Annotated in this window: 14 protein-coding genes and 1 pseudogene; 4 read left to right on the top strand and 11 right to left on the bottom strand. The window is 54.7% G+C overall.

Translation table 11 applies throughout. The annotated features are described in order from the left end of the window. Window positions 1–143: 143 nt before the first annotated feature. A complete protein-coding gene (locus tag IRJ17_RS24185) occupies window positions 144–971 on the top strand; it encodes a M55 family metallopeptidase (RefSeq protein WP_122963164.1) in 828 nt (275 codons plus the stop codon). Window positions 972–1,255: 284 nt separating this feature from the next. On the opposite strand, the gene IRJ17_RS24190 is transcribed toward IRJ17_RS24185, so the two are convergent. The 5 genes from IRJ17_RS24190 to IRJ17_RS24210 form a co-directional block, all read right to left on the bottom strand. After that, a complete protein-coding gene (locus IRJ17_RS24190) occupies window positions 1,256–1,456 on the bottom strand; it encodes a cold-shock protein (RefSeq protein WP_063227221.1) in 201 nt (66 codons plus the stop codon). A gap of 224 nt (window positions 1,457–1,680) precedes the next feature. Continuing rightward, window positions 1,681–2,979 (bottom strand): nucleotide sugar dehydrogenase, encoded by a 1,299-nt coding sequence (locus IRJ17_RS24195; protein WP_242772112.1) that lies wholly within the window; start codon window positions 2,977–2,979, stop codon window positions 1,681–1,683. A gap of 298 nt (window positions 2,980–3,277) precedes the next feature. Beyond that, window positions 3,278–3,595, bottom strand: coding sequence for a 2Fe-2S iron-sulfur cluster-binding protein (locus IRJ17_RS24200; protein ID WP_242772114.1), 318 nt, complete (start codon window positions 3,593–3,595; stop codon window positions 3,278–3,280). A gap of 41 nt (window positions 3,596–3,636) precedes the next feature. Beyond that, window positions 3,637–4,047 carry a DUF350 domain-containing protein gene (locus IRJ17_RS24205; protein WP_122963161.1) on the bottom strand — a complete coding sequence of 137 codons (411 nt, stop codon included), beginning with the start codon at window positions 4,045–4,047 and terminating at the stop codon, window positions 3,637–3,639. Between the two features lie 20 nt (window positions 4,048–4,067). Then, window positions 4,068–6,425: an endonuclease MutS2 gene (locus tag IRJ17_RS24210; protein ID WP_173598346.1), complete on the bottom strand. Its 2,358-nt coding sequence runs from the start codon at window positions 6,423–6,425 to the stop codon at window positions 4,068–4,070. Between the two features lie 197 nt (window positions 6,426–6,622). Here IRJ17_RS24210 and IRJ17_RS24215 point away from each other — a divergent pair, with 197 nt between their 5' ends. After that, window positions 6,623–6,997, top strand: coding sequence for a phage holin family protein (locus IRJ17_RS24215; protein WP_063227226.1), 375 nt, complete (start codon window positions 6,623–6,625; stop codon window positions 6,995–6,997). Window positions 6,998–7,048: 51 nt separating this feature from the next. Here IRJ17_RS24215 and larB read toward each other — a convergent pair whose 3' ends face one another. The 5 genes from larB to pheS all read right to left on the bottom strand — a co-directional run bounded on the left by larB (window position 7,049) and on the right by pheS (window position 12,580). Then, complete coding sequence (gene larB, locus IRJ17_RS24220) at window positions 7,049–7,819, bottom strand: nickel pincer cofactor biosynthesis protein LarB (protein ID WP_173598347.1); 771 nt, start codon at window positions 7,817–7,819, stop codon at window positions 7,049–7,051. Then, complete coding sequence (larE, locus tag IRJ17_RS24225) at window positions 7,812–8,672, bottom strand: ATP-dependent sacrificial sulfur transferase LarE (protein WP_242775325.1); 861 nt, start codon at window positions 8,670–8,672, stop codon at window positions 7,812–7,814. Before larE ends, larB begins: the two co-directional genes overlap by 8 nt. Window positions 8,673–8,749: 77 nt before the next feature. Next, window positions 8,750–9,025 (bottom strand): cell division protein ZapA, encoded by a 276-nt coding sequence (zapA, locus tag IRJ17_RS24230; RefSeq protein ID WP_063227229.1) that lies wholly within the window; start codon window positions 9,023–9,025, stop codon window positions 8,750–8,752. A gap of 81 nt (window positions 9,026–9,106) precedes the next feature. Beyond that, window positions 9,107–11,530 (bottom strand): phenylalanine--tRNA ligase subunit beta, encoded by a 2,424-nt coding sequence (gene pheT / locus IRJ17_RS24235; RefSeq protein WP_242772117.1) that lies wholly within the window; start codon window positions 11,528–11,530, stop codon window positions 9,107–9,109. A 15-nt stretch (window positions 11,531–11,545) separates the two neighbouring features. Next, window positions 11,546–12,580: a phenylalanine--tRNA ligase subunit alpha gene (pheS, locus tag IRJ17_RS24240; protein ID WP_122963156.1), complete on the bottom strand. Its 1,035-nt coding sequence runs from the start codon at window positions 12,578–12,580 to the stop codon at window positions 11,546–11,548. Window positions 12,581–13,034: 454 nt separating this feature from the next. On the opposite strand from pheS, the gene IRJ17_RS24245 reads away from it, so the two are divergent. Beyond that, a complete protein-coding gene (locus tag IRJ17_RS24245) occupies window positions 13,035–13,754 on the top strand; it encodes a DUF2225 domain-containing protein (RefSeq protein ID WP_173596221.1) in 720 nt (239 codons plus the stop codon). A 108-nt stretch (window positions 13,755–13,862) separates the two neighbouring features. On the opposite strand, the gene IRJ17_RS24250 is transcribed toward IRJ17_RS24245, so the two are convergent. Continuing rightward, window positions 13,863–13,976: a zinc-binding dehydrogenase gene (locus IRJ17_RS24250; protein WP_242772119.1), complete on the bottom strand. Its 114-nt coding sequence runs from the start codon at window positions 13,974–13,976 to the stop codon at window positions 13,863–13,865. Between IRJ17_RS24250 and IRJ17_RS24255 the strand changes: the two are divergent. After that, window positions 13,948–14,187, top strand: a pseudogene (locus IRJ17_RS24255) (LysR substrate-binding domain-containing protein); the annotation flags it as partial. The gene IRJ17_RS24250 and the pseudogene IRJ17_RS24255 overlap by 29 nt on opposite strands. Window positions 14,188–14,232: the final 45 nt, after the last annotated feature.

Raw genomic sequence — 14,232 nt, forward strand, 5'->3', positions numbered from 1 at the left:
AGGCGCTTCCCGTGCTTTTTTGGCTGCAACCTGAAAGTAAAAACTGTTTGAAGAATCTGTATTCATGGTTGCCTCCAGAGGGACAATCTGGTTACATAGAACTGGGACGATTTTGAATCGCACGCGAAAGGATGAAACCAAACATGAAACTTTTTCTCTCCGTAGATATGGAAGGCATTTCCGGCATCGTAGACACCAGCTACATCAATCCTGATTCGGGTGTGAACTACCAGCGCGGCCGTCAGTTCATGACGGACGATGCGAATGCCGTCATCGAAGCGGCCCTCGCCAGCGGCGTGACGGAAATCGTCGTCGCGGACAGCCACAACACGATGAACAACATTTTGTGGGAAAAGCTGCACCCGAAAGCTCGTCTGCTCGCTGGCTCCCCTCGCGACTGCTCCATGATGCAAGGTTTGGACGCAAGCTTTGATGCCGCCATGTTCATCGGCTACCACACCCGTCAAGGGGTTCCTGGCGTGCTCAGCCACACCATGTCCGGTGTCGTCCGCAATTTGTACATCAACGGACGAGTCGTAGGCGAATTTGGCTTTAACGCTGCTGTAGCAGGCTTGTACAACGTTCCGGTCGTCATGGTGTCCGGCGACAATCTCATTGCCAAAGAAGCGGCTGAGCTGATTCCTGGCATTCATACCGCCATCGTCAAGGAAGCGGTATCGCGCACAGCTGCTATCTGTCTGTCGCGTGAAGAAGCGTCTGCTGCCTTGCAGGAGCAAACGAAGCTCGCTTTGGGCAACATCTCCTCGATTGCTCCGTTCATCAACACCACCCCGCTGGAGATGGCGATGGAATTTTCCCATGCCGGCCAAGCGGAAATGGCAGCGATTGTTCCTGGCACCCGCTACGAGACGGCGACAAATACCGTCTATTACAGCACGGAAGACCCGCAAGATTTGTACAAAACGATGCGAGCCATGCTGAACCTCGCTTCCGAAGCAGAATTTTTCTAGGAAGCGGCACTCGTCCATCAGACGCACAAAAAGGCAGGGCAATCACGCCGTGCCTTTTTTGCCTGAGCGCTGTGCTCATTTTGCGCTTAAACTTCGGCTGCGCTTTCGCTTTTGTCCTCTGGCTGTTTCGCATCCCGCTGTTGGACGCCTTGGAGCCGGGGCCAGTGGACAAAGCTTGTGGGACAGATGACACTGCCTCGCGAAAAAAGGCGAATGCCAGCACAAACGTTACGCGCCCAAAAAAAACAGACTCAGCAACTGAGTCTGTTTGTCGTTTTTGGCTTTTACAGCTTCCGAACGTTTGTCGCTTGAGGGCCGCGTTGACCGTTTTCCACGTCAAACTCTACTTCCTGTCCCTCATCCAAGGATTTGTACCCGTCTCCTTGAATCGCGGAGAAGTGAACGAATACGTCATCTGCCCCATCTCTCTCGATAAAACCGAAACCTTTTTCGCTGTTGAACCATTTTACTCTACCACGTTCCATTTTTGCCTCCTAGCATGTATCACTTACATGACATTGAAATATGATCTTACCTGGTTACTATTGCCATAAAAACGGGGAGTTATACGTGAAAACAGCGAAACGCAAAATCGGTTTCTCCTGTACGTGCTGACAGGAGCGATTCTCGCGTAAAAAACCTCCGCAAACGCTGCATGTGACGCTTTGCGGAGGCTTCCCTTGTGGAATGCTGTTCGCGTATTTATTTGTTAAATGCGGACAACCGTCGCTTTGCTGACCGAATCGAGCGGAATGCGGTTTTTCGTGTCAAACAGGATCGGCGAGTCAGCCATTTTTTCTGCTACCTCATCCCAGTTCACTTCGGCAAATTCTTTTTGCACCGCCGTCAAATACAGGGCATCAGCGCCGCGCACGGCTGCTTCCAGAGAGTCTGCCTTGTGCTCGTACGCAGTCGGAACAGCCGGGTCATACGAGCGAACTTCGACGCCTTTGGCGAGCAACAGCTTGATCAGGTCATGCACCGGGCTGACGCGGTCGTCGTTGGAGAAGTCTTTCATCGCCAAGCCCAAGACAGCTACACGGCTTCCTGCGAGCGATTTGCCTTTTTGCTTCAACGCTTTTTCCAGCATGCCGATCAGCACTTCCGGCACAGCGTCGTTCGTGAGGCGCGCCTGCTGCAAAATCGGCAGGGACACTTCCAGCTCGCGCGCTTTCGGTTGCAGGTAGTACAGGGCGTTTGGCAGGCAGAAGCCGCCTACACCCGGCCCTGGGGTCAACAGGTTCACACGCGTGTGCGTATTGGCGACCTTGATCAGTTCAAACGTATCGATCCCGAACGCCTCGGCAAAACGGGCAAACTCCTGCACCATGGCGATATTCACGTCACGCTGGATGTTCTCGATCACTTTGGCTGTTTCCACGACGCGGATATCCGAGATGGTAATGTCCGTTTCGCTGATGACGGACAGCAGCTCTTTGCCTTTTTCGGCACTGATGTCGTTGATCCCGCCGAGCACGAGCGGCATGTGGATGAACTCTTCAAAAGCTCGTCCCTCCGCAATTCGCTCGGAGCAATACGTGAGGTAGAAATCGACGCCTGCGACCAGACCGCTCGCCTCTTCGAGAATCGGCAAAATCACTTCTTCTGTCGTTCCCGGGACGACCGTGCTTCTGATCATGATCGTATCGCCTTTTTTCAGCACGCCCCCAAGCGTTTGGGCACAGTTTTTCAACGGGCCGAGGTCCGGGTCGCCGTTATGCACTGGCAAACCGGCTGTCACGATATAATGATCGACTTCCGCAGCCGCTTCCTCGTAGGAGGTCGTAGCGCGGAACCGCTTCGCTTCTATTTGTTCTTTCAAAATTTCCGGCAAAGTCTTCCCTTGATAGGACTCCAGGTGGTGGGAGTGACCCGCATTAATTTCATCGACGACGTGAGGCAGGACGTCAATGCCGACAACGTTTGCTCCTTTCATGGCATAAGTAAGAGCAAGCGGCAAGCCGACAAACCCTAATCCCACTACAGCTACGCGTACAGGCTGAGTCATTGCGTATCTCCTCTTTCACGTTCTCTAAGGTAAGGTCCGGGTGACCAAACAGTCACGCGGCCAACTTGCAAAACTGCTTACGACAGATAGTAAATGCCCGCAGCGATAAAAAGCACGCACAATCCTATGAGGACCTTGTACAACGTCTCCAAGGCTGCTCCTCCCCATGTTTCAAATTGTAGGCTCGGCCCTGTCCAAGAGGGCATGGGACCGCACCCGATTGGGAAAAAAGTGCGGAACTCTCTGCCAAATCCTAATTATACTCTCGATTGAAATATCGTTCAACCAGGGTTTCTTTTCAAGCAGAGCCGGAACTGTCCAAAAAAACGGTCAACGGCCCGCTCACGTAAACCTGACAAGCAAGCCGATACCCTTTTTGCACTGCGTCCCCCAGACGGTATTGCTCTGTCGCAGAAGGAGCGGGAGCAGAACCTGCGGGAATATTTGCTCTGACCATACAAGTCCGGCACTTTCCGGTGGTACAGAAAAAATCGATCGGCATCTGCGCGCGCACCAGCGCCATGAGCAAATTTTCCCCATCTGCCATGGCAATGCTGTGCTGCCTGCCATTTTCCCAGGCGATCCCTGCAAACTGCTGTGGCCGTTTGTCTTCCACACCGCTTCCCTCCTTCGCTGCGTCGAAAGCACGACTGCGCTCTACCTGGACAGGCTGACTCCGATAATATAAGAAAAGCCGATGGACAGGACCATCGCAATAAAGCCGATCGCCCTGTTGTCATTGGCTATTTCCTGATCCACCTTGAACGAAGGGGTCATAAATTCAAAAATGAAGTACGCGACCAATAGCAGGCAAAATCCGAATGTGCCCCAGATCAGCGCTTGCCCCAAAGAAAGATTCGCCTGAATCGAATAGCGGAAAATGTTGGCGATCCCGAAAATTTTTCCGCCTGTTGCCATCGCCACGGCCATGTTTCCACGTTTCAGCTCTGCCCATACGTGATAACGCGTCACGAGTTCGAAGACGACCAAAAACAAAATCATCGCGAGTCCCGTAACGGTAAAGTAAGCGGCAGTTGCAAAATATGGATTGTGCATAAGGCCTGCCATGGAATCTCCTCCCGACATCTCTATTTCAGTTCGGCTATCGTAGCGCCAACGCCGCCCTCACCTTGACCGCCGAGGCGGAAGGACTTGACGTTGCGGTGGCTGCGCAAGTATTCGTGCACTCCTTTGCGCAAGACGCCTGTGCCATGTCCGTGAATGATCGATACGGAGTGCAGTCCGCCCAAAAGCGCATCGTCCAGGAATTGATCCATCTCCCGAATGGCATCCTCGACGTTATATCCGCGCAAGTCGAGGTCCATTTTGATGCTGGCTGTCCGGCGATTGACCGATGTGTACGGAGCAGCCTGCGGCTTTTGCGTGATCGAGTTTTGCACATTCATGTCATCTCGTCTGACTTTCATCTTCATGATGCCGATCTGCACGAGAAACTCGTCGTTATTCACTTTTTCCAGCACAGTTCCTTTTTGTCCGAAACTGGTGACCATGACTTCGTCGCCCACCTTGATCTGGGTGGCGCGAACGGCTCTGGCCGGCTTCTTCACTTTTTCCTTTTCCAGCTCAAGCACTGCGTTGCCGAGCCGCTTTTTCGCCTCGATCAGGCGGTGTTCCTTGATCTCGACGCCATCGTCGCGCATCTCGCGCAGTTCGCGAATGATCGTCTCCGCCTCTTCTTTGGCCAGTTGGACAGCGATCCGCGCTTCTTCTTCGGCGCGTTCCATCAGCTTGTTTTTCTCTTCGGCAAAACGGGCGCGCTCTTCATCGAGCTGGCGACGCAGTTCTTCCGCTTCGCGGCGCAAGGAGGCGGCTGCAGTTCTGTCCGCTTCTGCCGATTTGCGGTTGCGTTCCAGAGAAGCAATCATGCTTTCCACCTGGTTGTCTTCCTCGCTGATCGAGCCGCGAGCGACTTCGATGATCGCTTCCGGCAGCCCCAATCGTCTGGCAATGGCAAAAGCGTTGGACCGCCCTGGCACGCCGACGAGCAAACGGTAAGTCGGGCGCAAAGTTTGCACATCGAACTCCACGCTGGCGTTGATCACTTCCGGTCTGTCGTACGCATACGCCTTCAGCTCGCTGTAGTGGGTCGTGGCCACCATCCGCGCGCCGGAGTCAATCACATGGTCGATAATCGACATGGCGAGCGCAGCCCCTTCTGTCGGGTCTGTACCCGCTCCCAGCTCATCGAACAGCACCAGACTTTTCTCATCCATTTTTTCCAGAATGGAGATGATATTGGTCATATGGCTGGAAAAGGTGGAAAGGCTCTGCTCGATGGACTGCTCATCCCCGATATCGGCAAAGACGGAGGAGAACACCGTCATTTCGCTCTCTTCCTCTGCCGGGATATGCAGCCCCGACATCGCCATCAGCGACAACAGCCCGATCGTTTTCAACGAAACGGTTTTACCGCCCGTGTTCGGACCAGTCACGACAATCGCCTGATACTCTCCACCCAGCTCGACGTCGACAGGAACGACGACTTCTCGCGGGATCAGCGGATGCCGCGCTTTTCTCATCTGCAAATAACCGCGGTCGTTCAGTTTGGGACAGACTGCCTTCATGCTCCAGGCGAGCTGTGCCTTGGCAAACAGGAAGTCAAGCTCAGTCAGCGCATCGACATTTTCGCTCAGAGCTTCCACCGCAAAGGAGACTTGCTCGGTCAAAATGTACAAAATGCGCTCAACCTCGCGCTCTTCACGCAAGCGCAGTTCGCGCAGCTTGTTGTTCATCGACACGATCACTTCCGGCTCGATGAACAAAGTGGCACCAGACGCAGACTGGTCGTGGACAATCCCGCCAAAGACGTGGCGGTATTCCTGCTTCACCGGAATGACGAAGCGATCGCCGCGGATGGTTACGATGTTTTCCATCAACATTTTTTGATACGAGGAGGAGCGCGTCATCTGATCCAGCTTCTCACGGATGCGCGATTCCACCTGCCTGATTTCTTGGCGAACCTGACGCAGCTCGACGCTGGCACTGTCCAGCACATCGCCGTTTTCATCGATGCAGCGGCGAATTTCCATTTCCAGCTCGCGCAAGCCCTCGATGCGCTCTGCCTGTAGCTGAAGCAGCGGCAAGTCATGGTCCTGGCACATATCCAGCAAGAAATTTTTCAAGCGACGGCCAGCCATGATCGTGCTGGCAATGTCCAAAAGCTCCAGCGGGGCCAGCATCGCATTCAGCCTGGCTCGTTGGACGGAGCTTCTGATGTCGCGAATGCCTCCCAATGGGGCGCTGCCTTTCAAGCGGAGTACCGTAGCAGCTTCCTGCGTTCCTTGCTGGGCGATTTTGACCTCGTCCAGTTGAACGAACGGCGTCAGCTCTGCTGCTTTTTCTTTTCCATATGTGCAAGATGCCTTGTCAACTAACAGGGCGATAATTTTATCGTATTCCAAAGTTTTTAAGACCCGTTGTTCCACTGTATCCTCCTTATTTCATCAGCGGCGACCGTCGGACTGCGCGGATGAGTACCACGGTCTGAACCTTCAATCACTACGATTTCCTCATTATATCACGCCAGCGGTTTGAAGGATAATTTTACACGCCTCCTGCTTGGCATAGTTCCGCCTGGAAAGAGCCAGAATGAAAAAGAACCAATCCAAAAGGAGGAGTATCCATGACGATCATGCGCCATCTCGTCCGCTTTGTCGTCGCTGCCGTCGTCCTGATGTTCGTCGGATTTCTGGTTCCCGGATTTTCCGTTAGCAGCTTCTGGACAGCATTTCTTGCCGCTGTTGTAATTGCCCTGTTGGGCTGGGTTGTGGAAGCCATGTTCGGAGACCGCATTTCCCCGTACAACCGCGGAATCATCGGCTTTCTAGTCAGTGCAGTCGTGATCTATCTGACTCAGTTCATCGTTTCCGGTTTCCATGTCACGGTCATCGGAGCGCTTTTGGCTTCTCTTGTGATCGGGATCATCGATCTGTTCATTCCGATCAAGACTCACATGGACATGCGCAATGGCGATGCCGGAAACCGCCAGGAAACGTAAGAGAGCTTTTCGTGAAAAGAGCCAACCCGTTATACGCGGGCTGGCTCTTTTTCAGCTTGTTCCGTCATCTATGGCACTTGCGGCAGACTGGCGATGAATCATACCAGCCAGGTAGCCCGCGCCGAAACCGTTGTCGATATTGACGACCGCTACGCCGTTGGCACAGGAGTTGAGCATGGTCAAAAGCGCCGAGACACCGCCAAAGCTGGCCCCGTATCCGACGCTGGTGGGCACGGCGATGACCGGCTTGTCGACGAGTCCAGCCACTACGCTGGCGAGCGCTCCCTCCATCCCTGCGACACAGACGATGACGCTTGCCGACCTGATTTCCTCCAGACGCTGGAACAAGCGATGGATGCCCGCGACGCCGACATCGACGATAACCCGGGCTTCGCTGCCAAAGCAGCGCGCGGTCCAGGCCGCTTCCTGCGCCACCTGCCAGTCCGACGTTCCGGCTGCCACGACGGCAACGTAGCCGTCCCGTTGCGGCACCAGCGGCTCGTGTGTGGACAACAGCAAGCGCGCTTCTGCGATGTACTGGACATCCGGCCAACTCTCCCGAACTGCGCGTGCCTGCTGCTCACTCACCCGGGTAACCAAAACAAGCTTTTGATGCTCGCGCAGCTTTTCCATGATTCCGAGCAGCTGGCTTGCGCTTTTCCCCTCCCCGTAGACGACTTCCGGGAAGCCTGTTCGCTCCGAGCGAGCCAGATCGAGCGTCGCATAGTCCAGGCGGCTGATGCCGCGAAGCTGCTCTTCGCCTTGCTCCACGCTGAACTTTCCAGCGGCTACCTTTTGCAAAATGTTTTTGAGATCATCCATGCTTGGCCTTCACTTCCGTTTCCAGTACAGCGTTCATGCTCCCGGTCTGATATCCGAACAAATCGAGGGTGACGTACGAAAAGCCGATTTCCTGCAACGCTTGGTGGATGTCGGCATGGTGGGCAAGCAGCCGCTCAAACTCTTGCGGACTGACTTCGATTCGCGCAATCGTGTCGTGGTGCCGGACTCTGACCTGGTGAAAGCCGAGGCTGAGCAAAAACCCTTCCGCCCGATCCACCTGGTCGATTTTTTCCAGCGTAATCGAGGAGCCGTAGGGAATCCTGGAAGAGAGACAGGCAAAAGACGGCTTGTTCCACGTAGACAGTCCCATTTCTTTGGAGAGCGCGCGGATGTCTTCCTTATAAAATCCGGCTTCCTGAAGCGGGCTGCGCACCCCTCGCTGGGCTGCGGCTATACGGCCCGGGCGGTAATCGCCGCGATCGTCCATGTTCGCTCCGTCGCAAATGACGGCTTTCCACTCGTTTGCCTCCGCCAGCTTGCCGAGGTGCTCGTACAGGCCGTCTTTGCAATAAAAACAACGATTGGGCGGATTGGACACAAAATTCGGATTTTCCATTTCGCGAATTTCCGTCGTGACAAACCGTGCGCCAAGCTTGGCGGCCAGAAACTTCGCCGCTTCAAACTCGCGCGTGGGAAACGTCTCCGAAGCAGCCGTCACGGCAATCGCCTGCTCGCCTAGCTCCTCAATCGCTCTCGCCAACAGAAAAGTGCTGTCCACTCCCCCGGAAAACGCCACCAGAACCGTTCCCATCTCGCGCAGGACAGCTCCCAGCCTGTCGTTCTTTTCCGCCAGCGTCCACCCTTCGCTGCCTGTTGTCATACATTTATCCATCTCCACAAGCTGCCCCTCCTTTGTGTCCAAGCTTTTGCCGCACAATGCGAAAAGAGAGGCCGCAGCCCCTCTTTCCCTTAATCTATCGGCTTTTCATTTGCATCTTCCTGAAGGATCTTCAGCAGTTCTTCGTACTCTTGACGCAAGCGGAAGTATTCATCCGCGATGTTCACCGCAGAGAGTACGGCAATTTTAGCCGTGTCCAATCGATGGTTGCCGTTCGCGATTTCGTTCATCTTGTCATCAACGAAACCGGCCACCATGCGTATGTGATTGACACTTGCCTTGCCACTGAGCCGGTATTGTTGGCCGAAGATATCCACCGTCAAACGATTTTTCCCATCACCTTGCACGAGGGGTTCCTCCCTACTGCGACCTTTGCTCTACTGTATCCTTTTTAGGTTACTGAAAATGTCAGAGTTCGTCAAGCCATGTTACATGCGCAGTTCGGCACCCGTCTTGTTTTTCAGCGCTTCGACAACAGCCGTTGTCACTTGCTGAATCTCTTCATCTTGCAGCGTGCGCTCCGCGTTACGGAACACGAGGGCAAACGCCATGCTCTTCTTGTCCTGCGCAATCCGCTCGCCAGTGTACACGTCAAACAGTGTCAATGATTCCAGCAGATCGCCCGCCGCTTCGCGAATCGTCGCTTCCAGCGCTCCTGCTGGCACACTGCGATCGACAACCAGCGCCAGATCGCGCGTCACAGCCGGGAACTTCGGCAGTTGGCTGTAGTGGCCCGCATCTGCTGCTGCCTCAATCAGCTCGGCTACATCGAACTGGAACACGTAAGTCTCAGACAAGTCGTACGCTTTTTCCGTACCTGGATGCACTTGCCCCAGATAGCCGAGGCGCTTGTCATTGACCCATACTTCCGCTGTGCGGCCTGGATGCATGCCAGCAATGTCCGCCGCCGCCTTGTACTCGGCTGTGCGGATTCCCAGACGAGCCAGGAGCGAATCGACGATCCCTTTGACCTGATAAAAGTCTACAGGCTGTTTCGCGCCCATCCAGTTTTGCGACAGCAACTGCCCTGTCAGCGCACCTGCCACATACAGGCGCTCCTCTGGAAGCTGCGTCAGCGCTTCTTCCGCAGACAAGAACACGCGGCCAAGTTCAAAGATGGCGACGTCGTGATTTTGGCGATTTTTATTGTACGCCACTGTTTCCAACAGGCTTGGAACGAGGCTTGTGCGCAGCGTGCTGTGCTCCTCGCTCATCGGCATCAGCAAGGATACCGGATTGACTTTATGCTGGTGGAGTCCTGCTACTGCCTCTACGCGATCCGGGTGCACGAGCGCATAAGAGATCGCTTCGTTCAATCCGGTTCCGATCAGGTGGTGGCGGATCGTCCGGCGCAGTTTTTGCTCATTGGTCAGCTGGCCTTGCGTAGTCGTGCCAGTCGGCAAGCTGGTCGGGATGTTGTCGTAGCCGTACAGGCGAGCCACTTCTTCCACCAAATCCTCAGGTAGCGTAATGTCGCCACGGCGGGTTGGGACTGTTACCGTCCAGTTGTCTTCTGCCACGGCAAACGGGAATTGCAGACGCTCGAAAATCGGGGAGACGTCTGCGGCCGACAAGCTCGTTCCGAGATGCTGGTTGATTTTGGCGAGAGTCACCGAAACAACCGCTGGTTTCGCTTCGCTCACGACAGCGGAACGGATGCCTTTGGATACGGTTGCGCCAGACAGTTGCTGGATCAGGGCAGCAGCTCGCTCCCCGGCTTCCTGCACGCGCGCCTGGTCGACTCCTTTTTCCCAACGGACGCAGCCTTCTGTGCGCATGCCCAGCGTACGAGCGGTGCGGCGTACAGTCTGCGGCGTGAACCAAGCGGCTTCGAGGATGATTTCACTCGTTTCATTCGTGATCTCGGAGTTGGCTCCGCCCATCACCCCTGCGATCGCCAAGCCTTTTGCCGGGTCGGTGATCAGCAAAGTTTGCGCATCCAGCTCGCGCTCTTGATCATCGAGCGTAACCAGCTTCTCCCCTTCTTCCGCCAGGCGAACGACAATCGTACGATCCTGGACTTGTGTCGCATCAAACGCATGCAGCGGCTGTCCGTATTCGAGCAAAACGTAGTTGGTTACGTCCACGACGTTGTTGATCGGACGAACGCCCGCTGCCATCAGGCGGTTTTTCATCCATTGCGGAGAAGTGGCGATCTTCGCGTTGGTGAAGTGGCGGCCATGGTACTGATAGCATTCGTTTTCGGCTGCGATCGACACTTGCAGCGGGTTGTCTCCGCCATTTTCCGTCAGCTCGATCTGCGGCAGTACCACTTCTTTGCCCAAAATAGCGGCTACTTCGTAAGCAACACCGAGCATGCTCAGGCAGTCGGAGCGGTTTGGCGTCAAGCCAAGCTCCAGCACGTAGTCGTCCAGACCGAGGTAAGAGATCGCATCCATGCCGATTTCCGCATCCTCAGGCAGCACCATGATGCCTTCTTGCTGATCTTTTGCCAGCAGCTTGTCGTTTAGGCCCAGCTCTTTTGCCGAGCAGATCATGCCTTGCGATTCCACGCCGCGCAGCTTGGAGCGCTTGATGTTCAGACCGCCAGGCAATTTCGCGCCAATCAGGGCCACGAGCACCTTTTGTCCTTTGTCTACGTTTGGAGCGCCGCAGACGATTTGCAAATCTTCTCCTTGCCCTGCATCGACGACGCATACGTTCAGGCGGTCAGCGTCAGGGTGCTTGCTGCGTTCTTTTACATAGCCGATGACGACACCAGAAACACCCGCGTTGCGGGATTCTACCGCATCTACTTCAATCCCGCTGCGAGTCAGCTTTTCAGCCAGCTCGTGGGGCGTCATTCCACTCAGATCGACGTACTCGGATAACCATTGGTATGATACCTTCATCTTTGCCTCTCCTCTCTAGCCTCGGTTGAACTGACGCAAGAAACGCACGTCGTTGGTATAGAAATGGCGGATGTCCTCCACCCCGTATTTGAGCATAGCGATTCGCTCTACACCCATTCCAAACGCAAATCCGCTGACTTCCTCCGGATTGTACCCTGCCATTTCCAGCACGCGCGGATGCACCATGCCAGAACCCAAAATCTCGATCCAGCCTGTCTGTTTGCACACCCGGCAACCGTGGCCGCCGCAGTTGAAGCATTGCAAGTCTACCTCTGCGCTCGGCTCCGTGAACGGGAAGAAGCTTGGGCGCAGACGAATTTGCTGATCGGCGCCGAACATTTGGCGGGCAAAGGTCAAAAGGATTCCTTTCAGGTCGCTCATTCCGATGCCTTTATCGACAACCAGTCCCTCGATTTGCGTGAATTGGTGGGAATGGGTCGCGTCGTCGTCATCGCGGCGATACACTTTTCCGGGACAGATGATTTTCACCGGAGTTTTGCCTTCTTTTTTCAGCATCGTGCGCGCCTGCACCGGAGAAGTATGGGTGCGCATCAAAATCTCGTCGGTCACGTAAAACGTATCCTGCATGTCGCGAGCCGGATGACCTTTTGGCAGGTTGAGCATCTCGAAGTTGAAATGATCCAGCTCGACCTCAGGACCTTCAGCTACTTCAAAGCCCAGTCCGACGAAAATGTCTTCGATCTCCTCGATGATGCGGGAGAGCGGGTGCATCGTTCCGGCAGGCACCGGACGTCCTGGCAAAGTCACGTCGACCGTCTGCGAGGACAGCTTCGCATTCAGTGCCGCCTCTTCAATCGCTTGCTGCTTGCCGGAAAAAGCAGCCTCCAGCGCTTCTCTCACTTCATTCACGAGTTGCCCTACCACCGGGCGCTCTTCAGGAGACAGGCTGCCCATGCCGCGCAGAAGCTCTGTCAGCTCGCCCTTTTTCCCCAGGTATTTGACGCGCAAATCCTGAAGTTGTGCAGCTTCCGTCACCTGGCTGATTTGCCCCAGTGCGGACTCCTTCATTTCTTGCAACCGAGTTTGCACTTCGAATCGCTCCTTTTTTCTGTTGATAAAAAAAGAAAAACCCGCCCCAAAAAGGGACGAGTTACTTTTTTCTCGCGGTACCACCCTTGTTAGACAGATTGCTCGCTTGTGACAAAACCGTGACATTATCACTAACTGCGAGCAAGACTTCTGCCTCACTTCAGCTCATTGCTAACGGGAATGACCCGGCTGCTCCTACTGCGCCAATGCGGTTCAGAGTGCGGCTACGGAGTGAATTCGGCAGCTATCGTGCTAAAGATGCTCGCAGTCTGTGGCACCTTCTCCCTGAAAAACAGATAGGACCTGCGTACTAGTCTCCGTCATCGCTTTGCGTTATAATCAAGATGTAGGAAAATTATAGCGCAACAAGAGCTAACTTTCAATTCTACAAATGTTACATACTCACTTGCTTGCCCTAGATCGATTTTCGCGAATCTGAAAGGGGACTTTTGACATGATCGATAAGGTTTCGGCCCTCTATGATAAAACCAATGTCTGTCGGCACTGCGAAGCAGCCTTCTCCACCAAGCGAGTCAGAAGCGGAACTCTTACCATGATTCACCGCGACAGCGACTTCTATACCACTTTCAAGGAGCAGTCCTTGAATCCGATATTGTACACCGTAAATGTATGCCCGACATGCGGCTTTGCTTTTACCGACCAGTTCACAACCAAGCTTGCTCCATGGCAAAAGCAGGCGGTCGCTGAGCATATCTCTTCGAAGTGGCAAACAAAAGACTTCGGCTCGATTCGCAAGGTGCCGGAAGCGATTGTCAGCTACAAGCTGGCGATTTACGCCGCTGAGTTGACAGACCAGCCGCATTCGGTGAAAGCCGGCCTGTACTTGCGGCTTGCCTGGCTGTACCGTTACCAGGACAACCTCCCGGAAGAGCTGCGCTTCATCGCGATGGCAGTAGACGAGTACGAAGAGTCGTACATTCACTCCGACTATACGCGCGGCGACAAGGACATGTCTGAGGTGCGCCTTCTGTACCTCATCGGCGAGCTGTACCGCCGCCTGGAAAAATTCGATCTCGCCATCAAGTATTTCGGCAAGGCACTCGCTTTCCGCAATCACACGATCGAAAGCGGCATCATTCGCATGGCGCAAGATCAATGGCAGCTGGCGCGCGAGGAATTTAAAGAGAAAAAAAGCGAGCAAAAAATCGGCTGACATGCAGCATGCAGGTATTTCAACTTTGTTGGAATGCCTTTTTTATTGGCTGCGTGAGTGAAAAAGGGCAAAAGGGCGCGGCACCCCCTGGTTCTCTCCCGCCCTTGCTTAGTCGATGGTGAGGACGATCTTCCCGCGTCCGCGTCTCGTTTCGATGGCCCGATGCGCATCGCCGGCCTGCTCCAGCGGGAAAGTGTGCCGGGTCGACGAGCCTGCCGCCATTGCAAGCCTTGTCCGGGCCGGGCTTGGCGTCGCGTTGGTAGGCAACTGCGGAGGCCCGAACTCCCCGCTGAACCTGCTGCGCATTGAGTTCCCCGTTTGCCAGCGCAATTTCCAGATTGTTGGGCACGAAAAGCGCTACCTCTCCCTCGCTGCCCGCAAATTTCGCGACTTTCTCATCAGGTACTTTGCCGAATCGGCTGAAGCTGGTTGAACTCACGGTCAAAAACAACAGGGACACTGGAGCAATGCCCAGTAT

It is taken from the genome of Brevibacillus parabrevis (assembly GCF_022701015.1).
In the GTDB taxonomy this organism is placed as follows: domain Bacteria; phylum Bacillota; class Bacilli; order Brevibacillales; family Brevibacillaceae; genus Brevibacillus; species Brevibacillus parabrevis.